The organism is Acinetobacter genomosp. 33YU (assembly GCF_001990725.1).
GTDB lineage: Bacteria > Pseudomonadota > Gammaproteobacteria > Pseudomonadales > Moraxellaceae > Acinetobacter > Acinetobacter seifertii.
The window spans coordinates 233,851-255,889 of record NZ_LFZQ01000011.1 but is presented as its reverse complement, the minus strand read 5'-3'; the positions used below and the strand labels follow the sequence as shown (position 1 = coordinate 255,889).

At 36.7% G+C, this 22,039-nt stretch carries 21 protein-coding genes; 3 read left to right on the top strand and 18 right to left on the bottom strand.

Annotated elements, in window-relative coordinates; genetic code table 11:
* Window positions 1-23 precede the first annotated feature (23 nt).
* The 4 genes from AC056_RS14775 to putA form a co-directional block, all read right to left on the bottom strand.
* A complete protein-coding gene (locus AC056_RS14775) occupies window positions 24-254 on the bottom strand; it encodes a hypothetical protein (RefSeq protein ID WP_002050077.1) in 231 nt (76 codons plus the stop codon).
* 248 nt (window positions 255-502) lie between these two features.
* A complete protein-coding gene (gene trmA / locus AC056_RS14770; protein WP_077164036.1) occupies window positions 503-1,588 on the bottom strand; it encodes a tRNA (uridine(54)-C5)-methyltransferase TrmA in 1,086 nt (361 codons plus the stop codon).
* Window positions 1,589-1,694: 106 nt separating this feature from the next.
* Window positions 1,695-2,168, bottom strand: a complete 474-nt coding sequence (locus tag AC056_RS14765; protein WP_077164035.1) for a GrpB family protein — start codon at window positions 2,166-2,168, stop codon at window positions 1,695-1,697.
* A gap of 104 nt (window positions 2,169-2,272) precedes the next feature.
* Window positions 2,273-6,025 (bottom strand): trifunctional transcriptional regulator/proline dehydrogenase/L-glutamate gamma-semialdehyde dehydrogenase, encoded by a 3,753-nt coding sequence (gene putA / locus AC056_RS14760; RefSeq protein WP_213033503.1) that lies wholly within the window; start codon window positions 6,023-6,025, stop codon window positions 2,273-2,275.
* A gap of 124 nt (window positions 6,026-6,149) precedes the next feature.
* On the opposite strand from putA, the gene AC056_RS14755 reads away from it, so the two are divergent.
* Entirely contained in the window at window positions 6,150-6,638 is a 489-nt protein-coding gene (locus AC056_RS14755) for an Lrp/AsnC ligand binding domain-containing protein (protein ID WP_019458967.1), read from the top strand.
* Between the two features lie 35 nt (window positions 6,639-6,673).
* On the opposite strand, the gene putP is transcribed toward AC056_RS14755, so the two are convergent.
* From putP to AC056_RS14685, 14 genes are all read right to left on the bottom strand, one after another.
* Window positions 6,674-8,164, bottom strand: coding sequence for a sodium/proline symporter PutP (gene putP, locus AC056_RS14750; protein WP_077164033.1), 1,491 nt, complete (start codon window positions 8,162-8,164; stop codon window positions 6,674-6,676).
* A gap of 409 nt (window positions 8,165-8,573) precedes the next feature.
* The gene (locus AC056_RS14745; RefSeq protein WP_077164032.1) at window positions 8,574-9,272 is read right to left on the bottom strand and encodes an SIR2 family NAD-dependent protein deacylase; all 699 of its coding nucleotides are present in this window, start codon (window positions 9,270-9,272) and stop codon (window positions 8,574-8,576) included.
* 106 nt (window positions 9,273-9,378) lie between these two features.
* Window positions 9,379-9,753, bottom strand: coding sequence for a glycine cleavage system protein GcvH (gcvH, locus tag AC056_RS14740; RefSeq protein WP_077164031.1), 375 nt, complete (start codon window positions 9,751-9,753; stop codon window positions 9,379-9,381).
* A 38-nt stretch (window positions 9,754-9,791) separates the two neighbouring features.
* Window positions 9,792-10,817 (bottom strand): AraC family transcriptional regulator, encoded by a 1,026-nt coding sequence (locus AC056_RS14735; RefSeq protein ID WP_019458971.1) that lies wholly within the window; start codon window positions 10,815-10,817, stop codon window positions 9,792-9,794.
* Between the two features lie 108 nt (window positions 10,818-10,925).
* Window positions 10,926-11,366, bottom strand: coding sequence for a MaoC family dehydratase (locus AC056_RS14730; protein ID WP_019458972.1), 441 nt, complete (start codon window positions 11,364-11,366; stop codon window positions 10,926-10,928).
* The gene (locus AC056_RS14725) at window positions 11,366-13,213 is read right to left on the bottom strand and encodes an ABC transporter ATP-binding protein (protein WP_077164030.1); all 1,848 of its coding nucleotides are present in this window, start codon (window positions 13,211-13,213) and stop codon (window positions 11,366-11,368) included. The genes AC056_RS14730 and AC056_RS14725 overlap by 1 nt, the downstream gene beginning before the upstream one ends.
* Window positions 13,214-13,586: 373 nt before the next feature.
* A complete protein-coding gene (locus AC056_RS14720) occupies window positions 13,587-14,123 on the bottom strand; it encodes a DUF2058 domain-containing protein (RefSeq protein ID WP_004702033.1) in 537 nt (178 codons plus the stop codon).
* Window positions 14,124-14,126: 3 nt separating this feature from the next.
* On the bottom strand, window positions 14,127-14,804 hold the full coding sequence (locus tag AC056_RS14715; protein WP_077164029.1) for a YoaK family protein: 678 nt from the start codon (window positions 14,802-14,804) through the stop codon (window positions 14,127-14,129).
* 5 nt (window positions 14,805-14,809) lie between these two features.
* Window positions 14,810-16,012, bottom strand: a complete 1,203-nt coding sequence (sstT, locus tag AC056_RS14710; RefSeq protein WP_077164028.1) for a serine/threonine transporter SstT — start codon at window positions 16,010-16,012, stop codon at window positions 14,810-14,812.
* 425 nt (window positions 16,013-16,437) lie between these two features.
* Window positions 16,438-16,746: an ArsR/SmtB family transcription factor gene (locus tag AC056_RS14705; protein ID WP_004702027.1), complete on the bottom strand. Its 309-nt coding sequence runs from the start codon at window positions 16,744-16,746 to the stop codon at window positions 16,438-16,440.
* A 474-nt stretch (window positions 16,747-17,220) separates the two neighbouring features.
* Window positions 17,221-17,787: a TetR/AcrR family transcriptional regulator gene (locus AC056_RS14700; protein ID WP_019458976.1), complete on the bottom strand. Its 567-nt coding sequence runs from the start codon at window positions 17,785-17,787 to the stop codon at window positions 17,221-17,223.
* Window positions 17,788-18,146: 359 nt separating this feature from the next.
* Window positions 18,147-19,310: a cupin domain-containing protein gene (locus AC056_RS14695; protein WP_077164027.1), complete on the bottom strand. Its 1,164-nt coding sequence runs from the start codon at window positions 19,308-19,310 to the stop codon at window positions 18,147-18,149.
* A 30-nt stretch (window positions 19,311-19,340) separates the two neighbouring features.
* Entirely contained in the window at window positions 19,341-19,934 is a 594-nt protein-coding gene (locus tag AC056_RS14690) for a Maf family protein (protein WP_039251424.1), read from the bottom strand.
* The gene (locus tag AC056_RS14685) at window positions 19,934-20,317 is read right to left on the bottom strand and encodes a DUF2237 family protein (protein WP_004702019.1); all 384 of its coding nucleotides are present in this window, start codon (window positions 20,315-20,317) and stop codon (window positions 19,934-19,936) included. The genes AC056_RS14690 and AC056_RS14685 overlap by 1 nt, the downstream gene beginning before the upstream one ends.
* Window positions 20,318-20,455: 138 nt before the next feature.
* Here AC056_RS14685 and AC056_RS14680 point away from each other — a divergent pair, with 138 nt between their 5' ends.
* Both AC056_RS14680 and AC056_RS14675 read left to right on the top strand, forming a co-directional pair.
* The gene (locus tag AC056_RS14680) at window positions 20,456-21,643 is read left to right on the top strand and encodes a phosphoglycerate kinase (protein WP_077164026.1); all 1,188 of its coding nucleotides are present in this window, start codon (window positions 20,456-20,458) and stop codon (window positions 21,641-21,643) included.
* 122 nt (window positions 21,644-21,765) lie between these two features.
* Window positions 21,766-22,008: a hypothetical protein gene (locus AC056_RS14675; protein WP_139344666.1), complete on the top strand. Its 243-nt coding sequence runs from the start codon at window positions 21,766-21,768 to the stop codon at window positions 22,006-22,008.
* The last annotated feature ends 31 nt before the right edge of the window (window positions 22,009-22,039 follow it).

Sequence of the window (22,039 nt, the reverse complement as noted above, 5' to 3'; positions counted from 1 at the left end):
CCAGTACAAGACTGGCTTTATTATTAATGAATAGATGGTTTTTGAATGAGTTCATTTAACTCTTTTCGGCTATACCCACGGGAAATAAGAACTTTTTTTATTCCCATAATGACATCTTCATCTGTTGCTTGTGCAAGCGCACTTAGAAGTTGTTCATTAGTTTTACATGAGCAGTCATTTTCAACACAAGCAGTTTGATTCTTATGCTCGTTATGCTGTTGATCTGCTAAGAACAGCTTTTGCCAAAAACTCATAGAGCCTTCATATACAACCTAACATAGCTCGAAATATAGCCAATTTAAATTAAAATACAAGACTCTATATGTGATAAATCCACCAGTTGAACTCAAGAATTTTCGATAGTAATGGTTGAGTTAAACGAAATTATGACGAATAGATGACTTGATATTTTTTAAAAATTTAAGTGCTTATATGAAATGCATTGAAAAATAAGGAGATATTTAATCTCCTTATAAAATTTGGTTACTTTGAAAGATTTTGTTTAAATCTTCTCAAGTAATACACCTGACTCGACATGATGTGTATAAGGAAACTGATCGAACAAAGCAAACTTAGTCACTCGATGAGTTTTTGTCAGCGTTTTTAAGTTTTCATATAAAGTGTCGGGATTACATGAAATGTAGATGATACGCTCAAAACCTTGTAAAAGTTTTAAAGTTTCATCATCAATTCCGGCACGCGGAGGGTCTACGAATACCGTGTCAAAGTCATAGCTCTGAATATCAATATTTGCTTCTTGTAGACGGCGGAACTCACGCTCACCTTGATATGCTTGAGTAAACTCTTCAGCCGATAGACGAGCTACCTGAATATTATCGATCTGGTTTTGTTCAATATTCCATTGAGCGGCATAGACTGATGATTTAGCAAGTTCTGTAGCAAGTACGCGTTCGAATTTTAGTGATAACGGAAGGGTAAAGTTACCATTACCACAATAAAGTTCTAATAAATGTTTTTTCGAACCTTCCGCTGCATCACATGCCCATTGCAGCATTTTTTTGCAAACTTGAGCATTAGGTTGGGTAAAGCTACTTTCAATTTGTTTATATTTGAATGTACGATTTAAAAGTTCAAATTCTTCTACAACAAAGTCGTCGCCAATCACAATTTTTTGGCCACGGCTACGGCCCATAATTTTAATATTTAGTTTTTCAGCAAGTGCTTTAGCTGCTTGTTCCCATTCCTGATCTAATTTACGGTGATAAATTAGGGTAACTAGCATTTCTCCACTAAGTGTTGCGAGAAAATCAACTTCAAATAAACGCTGTGAAAGTAAAGCTTCAGCTTTGAGCTCTGCTAAAAGGCGAGGCATTAAATCATTAATGTTTTTGTCTGCAATAGGAAACTCATCTATGCGAACAACTGTTTTTTGCTTGTCTTCATCGTTACGTTCAAACATGGCATAAAACATATCATTTTCTGTATGCCAGATCCGAAACTCAGCACGCATACGGAAATGTTGTTCAGGTGATTCAAACACTTCTAATGTAGGCGGTGTAAATTCAGAAAATTGAGTAGTAATGCGATCAATTTTAGCTTGAAGTTGTTGACGATAAGAAGAGGTCATAGACAAAGAAAATTTAGACAGAATCAAATAGTGAATGGTATCAAAAAAATCGCGCTTGCAGGAGCCAATTTTAGTCAGATATTTATAAACAAATAGGGCACTTAAATTAGAGATGATTTAAGACGCGGTTAATAAAATCCGATTTTATTGTTCTATATTGATCATGGTCTAAATGGCTACATTCTAATTTTAATTGATTATATTCTTTCACCAACATTGGTGAGTCTATAAGCTTATTTCTAAATGTTAAGAAAAATGTGAATACTGAATCGGTTACTACAACTTGAAATGCAACATCATCGTTGTTGAGTGATTCGAGCATGCAAAGCTCATCTGTTCTTAAAGTATTTTGCTTCTCTATAAAATTAAGTGTTTTTAATTGCTCTATTGCAAATTCAAATTGCTCAGGCATAACTTCGATATAAATATCTAGATCACCTTTTGAAATTACATTCGGGATTGCAGATGAACCAATATGCTCAATTTTGGCAAATGGGAGAAGGGTGGAAATATCCTTTTGATAGGAGTTAAAAAGCTGAACACAATTTTTTTGATATTGTTCTGGTTCTAAAAAGATCATTATGAAATTCTCTAATCGATAACATTTATATATTTAAAATAGATTACTCGATTAAACAAAAAAGCCCAAATACTGAGATTTGGGCTTTTAGATAAATTTATGTGTTAGTCAGACATAGTCATTAAACTTGCATTGCCACCAGCAGCAGCTGTATTCACACTAATTGCACGTTCAATCACTAAACGTTCAAGAGGAATTGATTCGTTTGATTCAACATGTGTAATGCCAACAATTGCGCCAGAGCGGCTAGCAATTTCTTGCTGTAATGAAAGAACTTCCTCACGATTGCCATGATGTAAAACAGCATCAAAATTATCTGATGTGATGTTTTTAACTGCAGTAATTGCATCAAGTACATCTTTTGGTAGCGTTTGTTTATGTTTTACCAACAATGGAGTATTTGGCATTACAGCAGCTTGGCTACCCACTGCAAAAATTGCGAGCAATTGATGCAATTGATTTTCTTCAGTATCAGCAATTGAAAGCACACGGTGACGCGGCAAAATAATATATTGGTTACTTTCCCCAGTAGGGCCTTGTAACTCATAAAACTTGCCTACACCAAATGGTTCAATATCACGATTTGCTTGTGGTAAATGCTCTTTGGCCCAGTTTTGTAAGCTCTGATAAACCTCTCGGTTAAAGCCTTCATATGCAGTTTGTTCATTTTTCATAGCAAATGGTGTTGCCAATACTTTATTTGAACAATTTTGCATTAAGCGATACATATAAAGCGGGCCACCAGCTTTCGGACCTGTACCAGATAAACCTTCACCACCAAATGGTTGAACACCAACAACAGCACCAACAATATTACGGTTGATATAAAGGTTACCAACTTCAGCATGTTGAATAACGGTTTGGATGGTTTCATCAATACGAGTATGCAGACCCATTGTTAAACCATAACCTTTGGCATTAATACGTGAGATAAGTTGTTCAAGCTCACCATACTTATAGGTAATGATATGTAAAACAGGACCGAAAACTTCGCGTTGTAAGTCATCGAGGTTAGGTAACTCAATTGCTGTCGGTACAACAAAAGTTCCTTTGCTCAATTCATTTTGGTTAGTTGCACCAAACATCAATTGATGAACTGGATAACCCTTAGACTTCATTTTTTGGATATGCTGATCAATTGTCTGTTTTGCTTCTTCATCAATAACAGGACCAATATCCGTTTTTAAAATAGCTGGATTACCTACGATTAACTGCTGCATTGCACCTTTAAGCATTTTAATAACGCTTGCAGCACTATCTTCTTGTACACATAAAATACGTAAAGCAGAGCAGCGTTGACCTGCGCTATCAAATGCAGAACTTACAACATCTAGTACAACTTGTTCAGTTAATGCAGATGAGTCCACAATCATTGCATTCTGACCACCAGTTTCTGCAATGAGAGGAATAGATTGGCCATTAGCAGCCAAACGTTTTGCAACTGTTTTCTGCAAAATCTTTGCAACTTCAGTTGAGCCAGTAAACATGATGCCATCAATGCGTCGATCTTGGCTAAGCTGAGCACCTACTGTTTCACCACGGCCAGGTAATAATTGTACAGCACCATGTGGAATACCAGCTTCCCATAAAATTTGCACTGCTTGAGCCGCGATTAAAGGTGTTTGTTCAGCAGGTTTTGCAATAACACAGTTACCACTGACTAATGCTGCAGCAATTTGACCAGAGAAAATTGCAAGAGGGAAGTTCCACGGACTAATACAAAGTACAGTACCAAGCGGCTGAATAGTTGTATTTGCAGGAAGATTTTCAACTTGAGTTGCGTAGTAACGTAAGAAATCTACAGCTTCACGAACTTCTGCAATGGCATTGGCATAAGTTTTACCACTTTCACGGCAAAGTAATACCATTAATTCTTGGATACGGCTTTCCATAAGGTTAGCTGCACGTTTTAAATATTGTGCGCGTTGATCTTTAGGCGTGTTTGCCCATTCAATTTGTATTTGTTCAGCTGCATTCAATGCAATTTCTACATCATTAAGATCAGCTTCTTGTACATACCCAACAATTTCATCATTTTGTGCTGGGTTTGTAATTGCAACAGAATGGCGTTGTTCTGTTGAAGCGTTATTTCCTAGTAATGGATGGCTTTGCCAAACACGGTTACGAAGTTGTTGAGCTGTGCTATCTAAAGCTTCAAGCGGAGTGTCGTTTGCTAAGTCATATCCTTTAGAATTTTTACGGAGTGTGCCGTACATATCTAAAGGAAGAGGAATTGATGGGTGTTTTAAACCAATTGAACCTTCAAGTTTAGCTGCATTGCGTATATCGTAAATTGGAGACTGAATAAGGTCTTCAACTTTAAGTGTTTTATCGGCAATACGGTTAACAAATGAAGTATTTGCACCATTTTCAAGTAAACGACGAACCAGATAAGCTAGCAAAGTTTCATGGTTACCAACTGGAGCATAAATACGGCATGGCACGCCTAATTTATTTTGCTCGCGTGGACCAACAACTTGTTCATAAAGCGGTTCGCCCATGCCATGTAAGCATTGGAACTCATATTGACCAGCATAATATTTGCTTGGATCAGCTAAATGATAAATTGTTGCCAATGTCTGAGCGTTATGAGTCGCAAATTGCGGATAGATATATTCTGGCGCTGCAAGTAATTTTTTAGCACAAGCAATATAAGATAAATCTGTATGTACTTTACGTGTGAAGACAGGGTAGTCATCCATACCTTCGATTTGTGCTTTCTTGATTTCGCTATCCCAATATGCGCCTTTTACAAGACGAATCATGAGGCGTTTTTGGCTGCGTTTAGCAAGGTCTATAATATAATCAACTACAAAGAAGCAGCGTTTTTGGTAAGCTTGAATAACGAATCCAATACCTTTCCAGTCCGCTAGTTCTGGCTCGAAACAAAGACGTTCGAGTAACTCAAGCGAAATTTCTAAACGCTCTGATTCTTCAGCATCGATATTTAAACCAATATTGTAGTGTTTGGCTAAACGAGCGAGTTCAAATACTTTGCCGTAAAGTTCTTGATGAACACGTTCAATTTGCGCACGTTGATAACGAGGGTGTAAGGCAGAAAGCTTAATTGAAATACCCGGGCCATCATAAACGCCTTTACCATTAGACGCTTTACCAATTGCATGGATAGCTTGCGTATAATCGTTAAAGTAGCGTTCAGCATCATGGTCAGTTAAAGCTGCTTCACCTAACATGTCATAAGAATAACGAAATCCCTTATCTTCAAGCACTTTTGCATGGTCTACAGCTTCTTCAATGGTTTCCCCAGTTACAAACTGTTCACCCATCATACGCATTGCAACATCAACTGCTTTACGAATAATGCCACGTCCACTACGTGCTAAAAGGCCAGTAAGTACACTTGAAAGACTGGTTTGCTTTGGTGTTTCCATAAGCTTACCAGTTAACATGAGGCCCCATGCAGCAGCATTGACAAACATTAAGCTGCTTTGGCCAACGTGTTCTTTCCAGTTACCTTGGTTGATTTTATCTCGAATCAGTAAGTCACGTGTTGCTGTGTCTGGAATACGAAGCAAAGCTTCGGCAAGGCACATTAAAGCCACACCTTCTTGTGAAGACAGAGAGAACTCTTGTAATAACCCTTGAACAATACCTGCTTTCCCAGAAGAGGTCTTACGTTCACGTAAATTATGGGCAAGGTTAAATGCAAGGTCATAAATTTTATGATCTAAATCATCAGATACCGCAGCAGCTTGTAATAACTCTTCTACAGCTTCAGGTTCGGCACGTCGCCAAGCTGTATTAATGCGCTGTTCAAACTCACTTTTATCGTTGAATTCGGTGATATAGCCTTGGTGAGATTTATCCATTTGATGAAAAGTATCCATTGTGTTCATATCTATTTCCGACAACCGACTCTCATAAACTCATCTTGAGTAGAGAGGTTTAGATAATTTATGATTACAGAAGAAACACCGAATAACTCACTATATTTAGCCTATTTTTTAGAGGAAAATTCAGATGAATGGCCCATTATTAAGCCTTGATCGCACTGATTTAAAAATTTTGGATATTCTTCAAACAGATGGGCGAATTTCTAATAGCAAATTAGCCGAAATGGTGAACTTATCTCCAACCGCTGTTATGGCTCGAGTGCAGAAGCTAACAAAAGATGAATTTATCTTGGGCTATGAAGCAAAATTGAATCCAATCAAACTGAATGCAAATTTTTTAGTGTTTGTAGAGGTCTTGCTCGATAAAACAACGCCTAACGTTTTAGACGAGTTTATTGATGCAGTCGTGCATTATCCAGAAATCGTTGAATGCCATATGGTCAGTGGAGGATTTGATTTTTTAATTAAATTACGAAGTGGCAGTATGGAGGAGTTTAGACGTATTGCTGGGCAAGTACTATGGCAACTGCCGGGAGTGAAAGAAACCCGTAGTTACCCTGTAATGCAAGTAGTCAAAGATACTTCAAAAATTAAAATCAAAACGAAAAATAAATAAAAAGGGGCTGAAGCCCCTTTTTATTTTACTCATTTTTATACACTTTCTTTGTAGAGTTCATCTGCTTCTTCAAAGCGTCCAGTTACTGTTGTGTTTGGCGCTTTAGTTAAAAGACTCACTACAATAATGCTGATAAATGCAAGAATAAAACCAGGAATAATTTCGTAAACACCAGTACTTGCGAAAAGATTCTTCCAGCCAATCACTACAACAGCACCAACGATCATACCCGCTAAAGCACCTTGTAAATTCATACGTTTCCAGAACAATGACAAGATAATAAGCGGACCAAATGCAGCGCCGAAACCAGCCCATGCATAGGCAACAAGACCAAGAACTTTACTGTCAGGATTACCTGCAAGCACAATTGCAAGAACTGCAATTGCAAGAACCATGAAACGGCCAACCCATACAAGTTCTTTTTGAGATGCGTTTTTACGGATGAAACCTTTGTACAAATCTTCAGTTAAAGCACTTGAACATACTAAAAGCTGACAGCTTAATGTACTCATAACAGCAGCTAAAATTGCAGCCAAAATGATACCCACAATCCAAGGATTGAATAAAATTTTAGTCAATTCCATGAATACAGTTTCAGGATTTTTGCTTACAACTGCTGCTAATTCAGGGTGTTGCTCAAAATATGCGATACCGAAGAAACCAGCACCAACAGCACCAACTAAACATAAAATCATCCAAGTCATGCCGATACGACGAGCAGCAGGAATTGATTTTACAGAGTCAGCGGCCATGAAACGTACTAGGATATGCGGTTGACCAAAATAGCCTAAGCCCCATGCCATGGAGGATAAAACAGCTACCACACTTAAATCTGAAACAATATTAAATGCATGTGGACGAGCAGTTTCAATGAGCGTTACAAAGTGAGTCGTATCACCAATTGCAAGGTAAGTTACGATTGGGGTGAGTAAAAGAGCAAAAATCATTAAGCCAGCTTGGAAAGTATCGGTCCAGCTAATGGCTAAGAACCCACCAATACAAACATAACTGATTGTTGCAATAGCACTTAACCAGACTGCGGTGGTATATGACATACCAAATAAATTTTCAAATAAACGTGCGCCAGCTACCATACCTGAGGCACAGTAAATTGCGAAGAAAACCAAGATAATAACGGCAGAGAAAATACGAAGAATCTTTTTCTGGTCATCAAATCGACTTGTAAAATAGTCGGGCAGAGTGAGTGCATTATTTTGGATTTCAGTATGAACGCGTAATCGACCAGCAACCAGTAACCAGTTAAGCCAAGCACCGATAATTAGACCAATTGCAATCCACGCCTCAGATAAACCAGAAAGATAAATCGCTCCTGGTAAGCCCATGAGTAACCAACCACTCATGTCTGATGCGCCTGCGGATAATGCAGTAACGAAACTGCCTAAACTACGACCACCAAGAATATAATCAGAGAAGTCGCTTGTAGCACGGTAGGCGAATAAGCCAATAAGTACCATTGCTACGATGTACACCATAAACATGATGAGGGTGGGATCAAAATAACTCATAATGGATGTGTGTCCTTATATCCATAATCCGTGATTGTAACCTAATCCAGGTCGCTGTTTTCTTGTACGGCATTTCAAGAGGTTGAGATTCAACCACAAAAGAATTTTTTTGCTCTGTTATCTTTGTGATGTATTTTGTGTATTTTTATGTAAACCAATGTAATTCTAGTTACATTATAAATTAAATCAATTTTAATCAATACCTTATAGGGCATACATAATTCTTATAAACTTTCAAAAATTATAGAAATGATAAATTTTGAGAATAAAATAGCATTTTTGCTTACAAAATTAGCAATGACAATATATTCACTACAAGAAAAATTGATATGAGTTGAGTGTTTTTAAATCAATTTTAGATCAAGAGACTAATCTAAAGACGAAATCTGCAGTAAAAACTATGAAAATATCAGTTCGTCAACTTATGAAATAGCTCTTTCATACCTTCTGTGGCCGTCATATTTAATAATTTATATTGAGATGGAACACGAGAATGATCTGCTTGGGGATCTATATAGTAGGCTTCAGTGTAATTAGGAATTTCATGAACTAAAGCAGCAACAGGATAAACACTTAAGGTTGAACCAATAACAATGAAAATATCTGCTTCCTGTACTTGCTTGATGGCTTCTTCAAATGCTGGAACTGCTTCACCAAACCAAACTACATGAGGACGAAGTGGATAACCATTCGGGCAAAAGTCATGTTCTAAATCTAATTTCCAACCATTAATCTTATAAAACTGAGTTGTATATTGTGCATCTGGTCCAGAGCTTTTTGCTAGTCGAATATTACCATGTAGATGCAAGACGCTGTGGCTACCAGCACGCTCATGTAAATCATCAATATTTTGCGTAATAACCTGTACATCAAAATGGGCTTGTAGTTTGGCAATGTATTGATGAGCTTGATTTGGCTGAGCGTCTAAAATATTTTTACGGCGTTCGTTATAAAACCGTTGGACTAAAGCCGGGTCTTTGTTCCAAGCTTCTGGAGTGGCTACTTGTTGTATATCATAATTTTCCCATAAGCCATTACTGTCGCGAAAAGTACTAATTCCACTTTCTGCACTCATCCCTGCACCAGAAAATACAACAAGTCTTGTCATGTCAGTGCTCCTATTCATCAGGCTTTATAGCTAATTTATACATGTATAAAAAAACCAGTTTAAAAGTAAACTGGTTTTTATCAAATACTGAAAGCGTTGTTAACTTTTATAGACCAGCTTCATATTCTGCATTTGTTAACAGTTTTTCAACGTCTGCCATGTTGTCTGGCTTGATTTTATAAATCCATCCCTTGCCATATGGATCTTCATTTACGAAATCTGGATCATCTTCAAGGTCTGTATTTACTTCTACTACAGTCCCAGATACAGGGGCGTGGATATCAGAGGCCGTTTTAACTGATTCAACTACTCCAGCTTGTTCGCCGGCTGTTACTTTGCTGCCAACTTCCGGAGTTTCAACATACACCAAGTCTCCAAGTTCATCTTGTGCATGGTCAGTAATCCCTGTAATAACAAGATCACCTTCAATTTTTACCCACTCATGTGTACGTGCATACTTCAATTCTGAAGGGTGGTTCATGACAACTCCTTAAGCTTGTGTCCAATATTTTAATAACATTATAAATAGGGGTCTTTACGCCAGTTGCTTGGACTACGGCCACTCCAGCGTTTAAAAGCACGGCTGAAATTTGCGACATCGGAGTAACCAAGTTCATCCGCAATTTGTTCAAGACTATAATCTGTACGTGAAAGTAATGAAGTCGCATGACGATATCTGACTTCATCTACTAATGTTGAAAATGATGTTCCTTCAGCAGCCAACTGTCGTTTTAAAGTACGATCTGACATGTGTAAGTATTCTGCTACATTTTCTATGCTTAAGTAATGTTGTTCAGAATTACTTAGAATATCACGGACACGCATTGCCAAACGGCGACGTTCGCCTAAAGCTGATAGTTCCGCTTCACATTGATTAATGGCGATTTGACTGGCAATTGGATCTGAATTAATTAATTTAAGACCTAAATATTTTTTATCAAAACTAGAAATTAAATGAGGTTGATTAAAGCGAATAGTGCTGCTTAATTTACTTTTATATTTATCAAAGCCTGCTGGCTCAGGAAAGTCTAAATCAACATCACCTGCTAAATCTTCGATACCTGTCATTGCTTTTGCCATTGTCATGATGCCAATCGTTAAGCCTAAAACAATTTCGGTGCGAAGTGGCTCTAATTCAATATCACATTGCAACTGTAATGTGGCTTTGGGGCCGAATGTAGAAAAATAGAGTTGTAGAAAGGGTAAGCGTAACTGGATAAAACGAGCAGCAAGAGCAATGGCCTCTGTAATATCCTTTGCTGTCATTATTGCGTAACCAATAAATCCATGAATCGAAATACGCATTTGGGTGCCAATATGGAAACCTAATGTACTTTCACCAGTGAGATTTAAGGCGTGTTTAACCAGTTCATTTGCTACAGGTGTTGAAATACGATACTCAGGGTCGGCCAATTGCTCACTAGTAAGATGAAAAGGAGCAAATAAAGTCTCATCGTTGTATCCCCAACGTGAAACAACATCTAAAAGCAATAAGCCATAGACTCCTGGAATACCTTGATCTTGACGAGCTGAGGTAATTTTCATATGCGTTCCGTTGCTCTCATCAATTCTCTACGTGCATTTCTTACACATCTTGTCATGAAATATAATTTGAGTTTATAAAAACTGTTAGACAATCATATCAACGATTCATTAAACATTCTTTTTAAAGACAACGATTTTTGTCGTCGAAATAAGTAAAACATCCCCATGTTGATTTAAGGCTTGTGTAACGTAACTTACAATACCACGATCCAATTTTGTTTTGGATGGTGTAATGGCGGAAATTTCAGCTTCAACATGAATACGATCACCTGGTCGTGTTGGACGTGGCCACCGCAGACTAGACTCTGAACCCACTAGTCCGCCATGAATTGGCATACACTCTGTCCATAAGCGCATCGTAATTGCAGAAGTATGCCACCCACTAGCGGCAATACCTTTAAAGATAGGGTCTTCTTTGGCTAGCTCTTCATTTGTATGAAAAGGTTGGGGGTCATACTGGCTTGCAAACTGTTTAATTTCATCTAGTGTAATTTCATATTCACGACTAATAAAACGATCACCAACTTTTAAATCTTCTAAATAAAGCATTAATCTTGACCCTGTACTACTTTTTGCTCAATAAGAAAGCCACCAGTTTGACGTTTCCATAATTGTGCGTATATACCATTTTTGGCAATTAATTCTTCATGTGTACCTTGCTCTGCAATTTTACCTTCATCAAGAACAATTAAACGGTCCATTTGAGCAATGGTAGACAAACGGTGAGCAATTGCAATAACCGTTTTATCAACCATCAGGTCATTTAAACTAGACTGAATGGCTGCTTCAACTTCAGAATCTAGTGCACTTGTTGCTTCATCTAATATTAAAATTGGTGCATCTTTTAGGAAAACACGTGCAATAGCGATACGTTGTCTTTGACCGCCTGAAAGTTTGACACCACGTTCACCAACTTGTGCGTCATAACCAGAACGACCCTTTAGGTCCACAAGCTGGGGAATAAACTCAGCTGCTTTAGCTTTATGAACAGCACTTTGCATATCGTGATCAGTTGCATCTGGACGACCATATTTAATGTTCTCGGCAACTGAGCGATGTAGTAGGGACGTGTCTTGAGTAACTAAAGCAATATTCGCTCTCAAACTATCTTGTGTAACATCTTCAATATTTTGTCCATCAATTAAAATTGCACCTTCTTTAAGATGATAGAAGTGTAAAAGTAATTGGATGAGAGTAGACTTACCTGCACCTGAGCGCCCAACAATACCGATCTTTTCACCTGCTTTAATATGTAAATTAAAGTGATCGATAACATTTTTATTGTTATAGGCAAAAGTGACATCTTTAAATACGATTTCACCTTGTTTTACTGCAAGTGGTTTTGCTTCTGGTTTGTCTTGAATATTGATTTTTTTGCCGAGTGTTTGCATACCATCTTGAATGGTTCCAACATTTTCAAATAACGCGGACATATGCCACATCATAAACTCAGCCATACTATTAAGTTTTAAAATCATGGCTGTAGTTGCAGCAATAACACCTAAAGCCGCTAAACCTTGAGTCCATAACCAAACTGCGGTACCAATCACGCCTACAAATAAAACAGCAGAAAGCATATTGATACTAACTTCAAAAAGAGTACCTAAACGCATTTGCGCATAGACCGTTGTCATAAACTCTTTCATTGAGGCTTTTGCGTATTGGCTTTCACGGCCTGCATGGGCAAATAGTTTAACTGTTTGAATATTTGTATAGGCGTCAGTTACGCGGCCAGTCATTACGGCACGTGCATCGGCTTGTTGTTGTGACACTTTGCTTAAACGCGGAATAAAGAACCAAGCACTTAATAAAAATAAGCCCAACCAAACCATAAGTGGAATAAGTAAAGTCGGTGAAATTGCACCAAGAACAATACTAACAGTAATAAAGTAAATGCTGACGTAAGCCAACATATCGCCCAGAATAATCCAGAATTCGCGGATAGCTAAAGCTGTTTGCATAACCTTTGCTGAAAGGCGACCTGCAAAATCATTATGGAAAAAATCTAGGCTTTGTTTTAATAAAAGATTGTGAAAGCGCCAACGTAAGCGCATTGGAAAAGTGCTATATAAAATCTGATGTTTTATAATAGATTGAATATTAACAAATAAAATATTAGCAAATAAGACACTTATTAAAATAAGGATATTTGAAGCATGTTGGCTTAAAAAACTTTCAGGTTGACTTTTACTTAACCAATCTACAAGTTGTCCAATTTTTGAAAAGAGAAATGCTTCAAATGTCGCTGCACCCGCTGTACAGATAACAAGAAGCAGTAAGTATGGACGTACGCCTTCAGTAGCTTGCCAAACAAATGGGAAAAAGCGTGTTGGTAAGGGCTCATCCAGACCTTTGGTTGGATAAGGATCGACAAGTTTTTCAAACCACTTCAGCATGAATGACTACCTTTATACATCAGCTAGTTTATTAAAATTCCGCAATTTAATTTTGCAATAAAGTCAGTTAGATCAAGCTCGACAAAGATATTGATCTTTCGGATATGTGTGAAAACACATTAAAGTTTATGTTTTATATCTTTGGCTAAAACTGACATGATTTAGACAAGACATAAAGTTGGAATCGGGAAAAGCCTAAAAGGCATGGTAAAGACAAAATGTTCTATTCATTATATCGATAATAATAGATGAAGTGGTGAATGAATTTGACCTGAATGTAATTTTTATAGTTTTTTTAATAATTGATAAAATATTAATAATTAATTTAAAAAGTATAAGCCTTTATCGCATAATTGATAAAGGCTTGAGAAAATTACCACATTAAGTCATCTGGAATAACATACGCTGCGTATGGATCTTCTTCGTCGGTAGTTTGTTCGTTTTTCTCTGCATTATTAATCAAAATAAAGCCTTGCATCTTTTGATCAATCTTTTCAGCTAAAGCCTTTGGAAGGTAAGCGTACTGATCTTGATCTTTAGCAATCACTAAGCTTCCTGTTACAAGGGCATTATAGACTTGTTGAGATAGGTAGACTTTTTTAACTTTATTTTCATCAATAAATTGATAAGCGACATCGCCAGCAAAATCAGTAATTTTGTGTTGCTTAATCATTTGAATAATTGAAGCTTTTAATGCTTTTTCTTCAAGTTGTTGTTGTTTTTCTAAATTTAGAGCTTGATCTTTTGCTAGTTTCTCTTTTTGAGCTTTTTCAATATTTGCCTTAATTTCTGCCTCATTACTTTGGCCTGTACGTTGCTCGTGTTGAGCTTGTTTGGTTAGCTTTTTCGCTTTTTTATTATCAACTAAACCAGCTTTGAGTAACTGAGCTTGTAAGGCATTTTTAACCATGACTTAATCCGAATTTGAAGAAGAACTGTGAAAATAAACAACCCAATACGAGATACTGAGAGTTAAACTCAAAATTGCTGGAAGCAAAAATGCTTGCAATTTCAAGTAGGGGTGAACTAAAGCAGCAATTATACCACCAAACAGAAAACCTGAAAAAATAAGTAGATGCAAAATTATACGACGGTTTTCAACTTTTAAACCACGTGCCATGTAACCAAGAGCAAGACCAAGGTCTGTCAAAACACCTGATAAATGAGTGGTCCGGATAATAGTACCTTTATAATGGCTGACCATGGCATTTTGTAATCCCATGGCGACACAAGCCCATAATAATCCATATTTGGGAAAATAAGGGAGTAATAGCCAACAGAGAAAAATAAAGAGAGCAACTAAGCTTAAAGGAAGGCCATATCGACGGCCTAATTTAAAATGACTGTTACCTAAAATAAAGCCACTATAAAATGATCCACATACATAACACAGTATAACAAGTACTAAATATATGATGTGTTCAAATTGCCAGTTTACCAAACTCATCGCTAGCATACTGACATTACCTGTCATATGCGAAACTGACTGATGTAAAAGGGTGATTAGCCCTAATACATTAATCATTCCTGCATTTATTGCCAGTAAGAAGGCACCAATTTGGAACCAGTTTGGTAAACGTTGAAATGGCATGTTCTCTAAGAATTTTGTTTGGAGCGAATATCAACTGCGGCTGTAAATAAAACATCAGTAGATGAGTTAAGAGCCGTTTCCGTTGAATCTTGTAATACACTAATAATCATACCTACCGCAACAACTTGCATTGCAATTTCTGATGAAATACCAAATAAACTACAAGCTACTGGAATTAAAAGTAGGGAACCGCCTGCAACACCAGATGCTCCACATGCTGAAACTGTAGCGACTACTGATAAAATAATCATGGTTGCTAAATCAACATGAATTCCTAATGTGTGTACAGTTGCTAACGTGAGTACTGTGATGGTCACAGCTGCACCTGCCATGTTAACAGTAGCACCTAAAGGAATAGAAACGCTTGCGGTAGATGAGTTAACGCCTAAACGCTCAGCTAAATCGAGGTTAACCGGAATGTTAGCTGCTGAACTACGTGTAAAGAATGCCGTAATACCACTTTCTTTTAAGCATTTAAAAACGAGTGGGTATGGGTTACCACGAATTGTTAAACCTACTAAAATTGGATTAACTACAAGAGCAACAAAAAGCATTGTTCCTAGTAGAACAGCTAATAATTGTGCATAGCTCTCAAGCGTTGCTAAACCGGCATCAGCAAAAGTTACTGCCACTAAACCAAAAATACCCACCGGAGCAAATGCAATCACTTTATGGATAATCGCGCTCACTGCATGTGAAACATCATGCATCACTTGCTTAGTGGTATCTGAGCTGTGGCGCATTGCCAAACCGAGACCAATAGCCCACGCCAAAATACCAATAAAATTCGCTTCACTAATTGCTTGAACAGGGTTTGCAATAAAGCTTAAAAGCAAGTTCTTTAATATGTCTGCGAGGCTTCCAGGGGCTTGTAAATTGTTATGGCTAACGCTATTGAGATAAAGCGTACTTGGAAAAGACAAGCTAGCAACTACAGCACTAAAAGCAGCTAATAGCATGCCCACAACATAAAGTAATAAGACTGGACGTAAATTTGCACTATGACCTACTTGGAAGTTGGCAATAGAAGAAAGAACCAATACAAAAACTAAAATAGGGGCAACTGATTTCAATGCTTTAATGAACAGTTCACCAAACAAGCTTAGGTAGGGTGTAACGTTTGGAAATAATAGTGCAACGCCTATCCCTAAAACAATCGCAATAATAATTTTGGTGACTAAGCTTAATCGAGAAAAGAATTCAAGCATATAATGGCCTTATTAACCTATTCGTGGCTAAAGGTTGAACAAGCGGAGTATTTTATACTTAAGTGATCGGAATCTTAAGCTTTTTTATAGCAACTAATCGGGTTTATAAGCTGTGGTAATATTAAGTATATGTTTTTAAAATATTAAAATAATATTATTAAAGTGGTAAGAAAGATGTTTTGCTTACATTACAATCAATAAACCAATTATGTAGACTTGGCTGTTTAGTAAATGAGTGGTTAAAGATAAAAAATGTAAAAAGAAATAGAAGAGATTATTTTTGTTTTCAGTAGATTTGAATACTAGAAAAACTACGCGAATTTTCAATCCTCTTTGCTGGAACAACTACACCCGCTACCAAGTTGAAAAATCGCATATTTCAGGAAATACATTAATATTATTATAATTTTATAAGTGCAGATCAGTTACTTTATGCAATATAACTGATAAAGCATATTTAAAATTGAATGCATCTTATCATCCTTTATAGAGTAGAAAATTTGTTTGCCATCACGACGGGTTGAAACAACATCACTTTTACGTAACATCATCAATTGTTGTGAAAGGGTGGGCTGGGTAATTTGTGTTTTGTCTTCGATCTGAGAGACATTCAACTCCTCATGAGCTAAGTGACATAAAATTAATAAACGGTCAGTGTTAGCTAAAGACTTTAATGTTCCTACGACAGAATCAGCCGCATTTTTCATTTCTTCAATTTGGAGTCCATCTTTCATACTTTATACCTATATCAATATGGCCGGCATAGTATAGATTGATCTTGCGGAAATGAATGTAGCAAAACTAATCAATCCAATTGTTTTTGTTGAAAAGGTTTATAAGTGTAATTGATAAATATATAGCATTATTAAGGCAAAACAAGAATTTGTAGTTGTTTTGTGTCGAAAGTGTTGCGTTGTGTGAGAAGCGTAATTGTTAAGTATAAATGAAACAAAGTTGAAGTAAACAATCCTTGTTTTAACTCTCATCAATAGTTAATTCTGATTTATGTCAAAAAAGTCGATAAAAAAAGATTGAGTTTTTACTTTTTAAAGATATAATGGAACACATACAGACAGGTCTGTATATTCTGGTTTGGAATCTTATTCCAAAAAGAAGTCTAACTCTAAACTAGAATGACTTTCAGACGCAGCGTGATGAATAAGAAGAAGATTCAACAACATAAGAAGAATAATATCACGCTTTATTTTTTAATGTGCAGTTTTTTCAAACTCAATTAATCTCTCCACACGTTTCCAGTAGTCATAAATTTTTACTGAACCATGTTCAACTTGAGCTTGAATGGTCATACCTTCTAAAATATTGACTAGAAGTAAAGCTAAAGGGCGGGACTCTTCAATTTTAAGTTCAATAAGAAGGTCTTGCATTAGCTGGGTCAACCATATTTTATATAAGGTTGCAGGCTGGTGAGTAGAAGGGTACTGTTTTAATACTTCTTCTAGGGCTTTTTGAAACATACACCCATTAAAATCGTCACTATTAAACCAATTTGAATACCATAAAAATATTGCTTTAATACGAGCTAATGGATTGTTTTCATCTTCTTGGGAAATAGCAGCAGTAAGAGAATTTTGCAAAAGTGAGTTTCTCAACAATAAACACTCTTCAATAAGTTTCTCTTTTGAAGGAAAGTATTTATAAAATGTCATTTTTGCTACACCAGACTCACTGATGATACGATCTACTCCTATAGAATTATAACTATATGAGTTAAAAAGTCTTAAAGCAGTGGTAATGATGTCATCTTTTTTTGACATATTTTGATAGCCTCACACAAATATTTTGCTCTTAGCCTAAATGGTGGAATGCATAAATAAAAAGCACGAACGCGCAATTTTACATTGTATTGATTGTTATTGATAGAAAAAAATACGTTTTTTGAAAACAATAAAAGATATAAAGCCAAATGCTCTAAATATAAATTTTATATTTATTAAAAAAAATTCTATATTTTACAAAGTTTGTAATAGATCATTTTTTCACTTAGCAAGATTGATTTATACCATAAACGAATAACCATAAACATGGGTTTAAAGAATGGTATATTTAAACATGTATTTATAAAAGAAAAAAGGAGAAATTTATAAATTTCTCCTTTCGTGATGATGAGCTAATATTATTCCGCAGGAGGGAGAAGCATGATAATTGAATCATTTAATAATTGAACAATATTCTCTAAAATATCCGAACTGCTTAGTTCGCTATTAAAAGGAATGCTTTTTCCGTCAGCTATAGCTTTAAGTTGAGTGGCAAAAGATTCCACAATTGGTAAATCTTCTCCATTACCCCAAAACTTTAAAACACCATTTTGTTCTTTATAAAGCAGGCGAGAAGCAGGTTCTAGCAATAATTCATAGCCTTCTGACAAAATAGCATTTAAATCTTCAATTTCAATTTCATCAGGTTCTGGAATATTGTCTGGATATTTAGGCTCAGTCATGTAAGCCATAATAGCAGCATCAAGTACTGATGAGTTTTGCAACTGAGCTAAAACCAAATCCCTTAAATAAGCTAATTCTTCTGGATTGATTTCACCAACTTGAGAAATATTCTTCCGAGCAATATCTACAACTGGGTTTTGTAGTAATTCATCGGTAGCAAATTGATCGCTAATTCTATCGATCATGCCTGAAATATTAGGCATGCGAAAACCAAATGAGTAGGTTAAACACTCATCTTCTGCAACACCATAGTGAGATAATCCTGGTGGAACATATAGAAGGTCTCCAGGAGCCAAAACTTCGTCAAAATGAACATCGATTTCAGGTAAAAGCTTTAAAGGTTGATTAGGTACAAATTGAGTAGTTTCATCACACATTTGTCCTAGTTGCCAACGACGGTGTCCATGGCCTTGAACTAAGAACACGTCATAAAAGTCAAAATGTTTTCCAACTGAACCACCTTTAGGGGCATAAGAAACCATAATATCATCACGACGCCATTGTGGAATGAAAGGAAACTTCTTCCATAACTCGGCTAAATCAAATGAGTAATGATCAACAGCTTGTACCAAAAGCGTCCATAGTTTTGGTAGTTTTTGAAAGTCACCTTTGGTTAACGGTGATGATTTTAAATGCCATTCATTTGGGTTCTTATCTTTTTGACGAATAAGACGAGCACTGACATGATCTTCTACAGCAAGTTCTTTTACATCACTTGGCTCTAACATGCCAATAATTTCAGGCATAGCATTGCGCACAAGTAATGGTTTTTTCTGCCAATATTCTGTTAGGAATTGTTCAGCAGTAATGCCGCCTAAAACGGTTAAAGGTTGTGTCATGGAGATAACCTATAAATAAGCTAATAAATATTAAGGAATTTGAAGTTCAAGCTGTCTTAAAATCTGACAAAGCTGAATCATGGGTAAACCCATTAAAGTGGTTTGATCTTGGCCTATCATTTTTTCAAATAGACTAATACCTAGACTTTCACACTTAAAACTTCCCGCACAATGGAAGGGTTTGTCTAACTCGATATATCTTTCGATTTCAAACTGGGTTAGATTGCGGAATTTAACTTGATAGTGATCAATGAGAGTGTGTTCAAAACCCTTTTCAATGCACTGGACACTTAAAGCTGTACTAAAAAAGACTGTTTTACCAGAGTTGGCCGTTAATTGAGCTTTGGCATTTTCAAAGTTTAATGGCTTACCAATAAAATCATGAGGTGCATGTTCTCGCCATGCAACCTGATCTGATCCAATTACAATTGCTTGAGGATTCTGTTGAGCTATAAGCTGTGCTTTAGCAAATGCTAATCTTTTTGCTAAATCGTCGGCATGACTCTCACCACAAGGACTTTCATCAATATCTGGACTAATACAGGTATATTCGAGTCTTAAACGATTCATCAAATCCTTACGCGTTTGACTACTCGATGCCAAGATAATTTTGGGTTGCTTCATCAAACTGCAAATTCCATTAACACATCTAAAGGAACATAGCTTAATACTGCTTGATGACAAGCGTGGAGTTTGATGGGAGGTGCTTGCCCAGCTTGATAAGCTTCAACCCAGCGAGTTACACAGATGCACCAGAAGTCGCCAGGCTGTAAACCCGGGAAGCCTGCCTCAGGTAGAGGGGTGATAAGATCATTTCCAATTTTTTGTGAAAAATTTAAAAACTCTGAAGTCATTTGGGCACATACAGTGTGTTGCCCAAGATCTGTTACCGCCGTATGGCAAAAACCATTTCGAAAATAACCAGTAATAGGATCAAAACAACAGCTTGCTAAAGGTTCACCTAAAACATTTAAACGATTGATTTGTGGATCTGGATGAATAGACATAATGGATGAAATATTAGATTACTACCTCTATCATAATCAAAACTTTGGCTTTCTACAGCTTTTATGCAAAAAAACTAACCTTTTTTGATGTAATCATTTAAAATTGGCGCGTTTTTAAAATCATAAAGAGAGCTTTACATGAATTTTCAGCGTATGACTGACCTTAACTTAGCAGGTAAACGTGTACTTATTCGTGAAGATTTAAACGTTCCTGTTAAAAATGGCGTGATTACCAGCGATGCTCGTTTACGTGCAGCACTTCCAACAATAAAAGCTGCTATAGAAAAAGGCGCTGCTGTAATGGTATTTTCGCATTTAGGTCGTCCTGTTGAAGGTGAGCCAAAGCCAGAACAATCACTTGCACCAGTTGCAGCATATTTAACTGAAGCATTAGGTCAAGAAGTTAAATTATTTACTGACTATCTTGATGGTGTAGAGGTTCAGGCTGGGCAAGTGGTTTTGCTCGAAAATGTTCGTTTTAATGTGGGTGAAAAGAAGAACAATCCTGAGCTTGCACAAAAGTATGCTGCTCTATGTGATGTATTTGTTATGGATGCATTTGGTACTGCTCACCGTGCGGAAGCTTCTACAGAAGGTGTTGCTCGTTTTGCTCCTGTTGCAGCTGCAGGCCCATTACTAGCTGCTGAATTAGATGCACTTGGTCGTGCAATGCAAACACCTGAAAAACCAATGGTTGCTATTGTTGCTGGTTCTAAAGTTTCAACAAAACTTGATGTTTTAAACTCATTATCTACTATTTGTGATCAACTTATTGTTGGTGGGGGTATCGCAAACACCTTCTTAGCGGCAGCTGGTTACAACGTTGGTAAATCTTTATACGAAGCTGATTTGGTTGAAACTGCAAAACAAATTGCTGCTAAAGTAAGTGTTCCGCTTCCTACAGATGTTGTTGTTGCTGATGCATCTCAAATTAATTTTGAAGATTTCTTGGGTTCTTTAGCGGCAGCGGAAGCTGTTGTTAAGAAAGTTGAAGATGTAACATCAAACGATATGATTTTAGATGTTGGTCCTGAAACAGCTAAAGCTTTTGCAAAAATTTTGACTACTTCTAAAACGATTCTTTGGAATGGCCCAGTTGGTGTATTTGAAGTTGATCAATTCGGCGAAGGTACTAAAGCACTTTCTCTTGCTGTTGCTGAATCAGATGCATTCTCGATTGCTGGCGGTGGTGATACACTTGCTGCGATCGATAAATATAATGTTGCTGACCAAATTGGCTATATTTCAACTGGTGGTGGCGCATTCCTTGAGTTTGTTGAAGGTAAAACTTTGCCAGCAGTTGCAGTTTTATTAGAACGTGCATAATAGATATATGCAAAAATAAGAAGGGGTTGGGTTCAATCCCTTTTTTCATGGATAAGTCATTAAATTGTCATATTTTTGAAATAAAATAATGAGCACTAAATCACCAATTGTGGAAAATAGTGATGAATTTAAAACTTACCTTAGCTGCTTTGTTAATTGTTCCAGTGATGTTGACTGCTTGTGGCAAAAAAGAAGAGTCTTCTAATGCAGGGCAAGATGCTGCTTCTACAGCAATTGCTGATAAAGTAACTCCTGAACAGCAAGCTACAATTGATTCGCTTGATAAGCCAGTTTTAGATGAAAAGAATACCGATGTGGTTGAAGGTAGCGCTTCTAGCGAGCCGGCTGCTTCAGAAACTCATTAATTTGTTGTGTTTTGTTAAAAAGTCCCTGCAA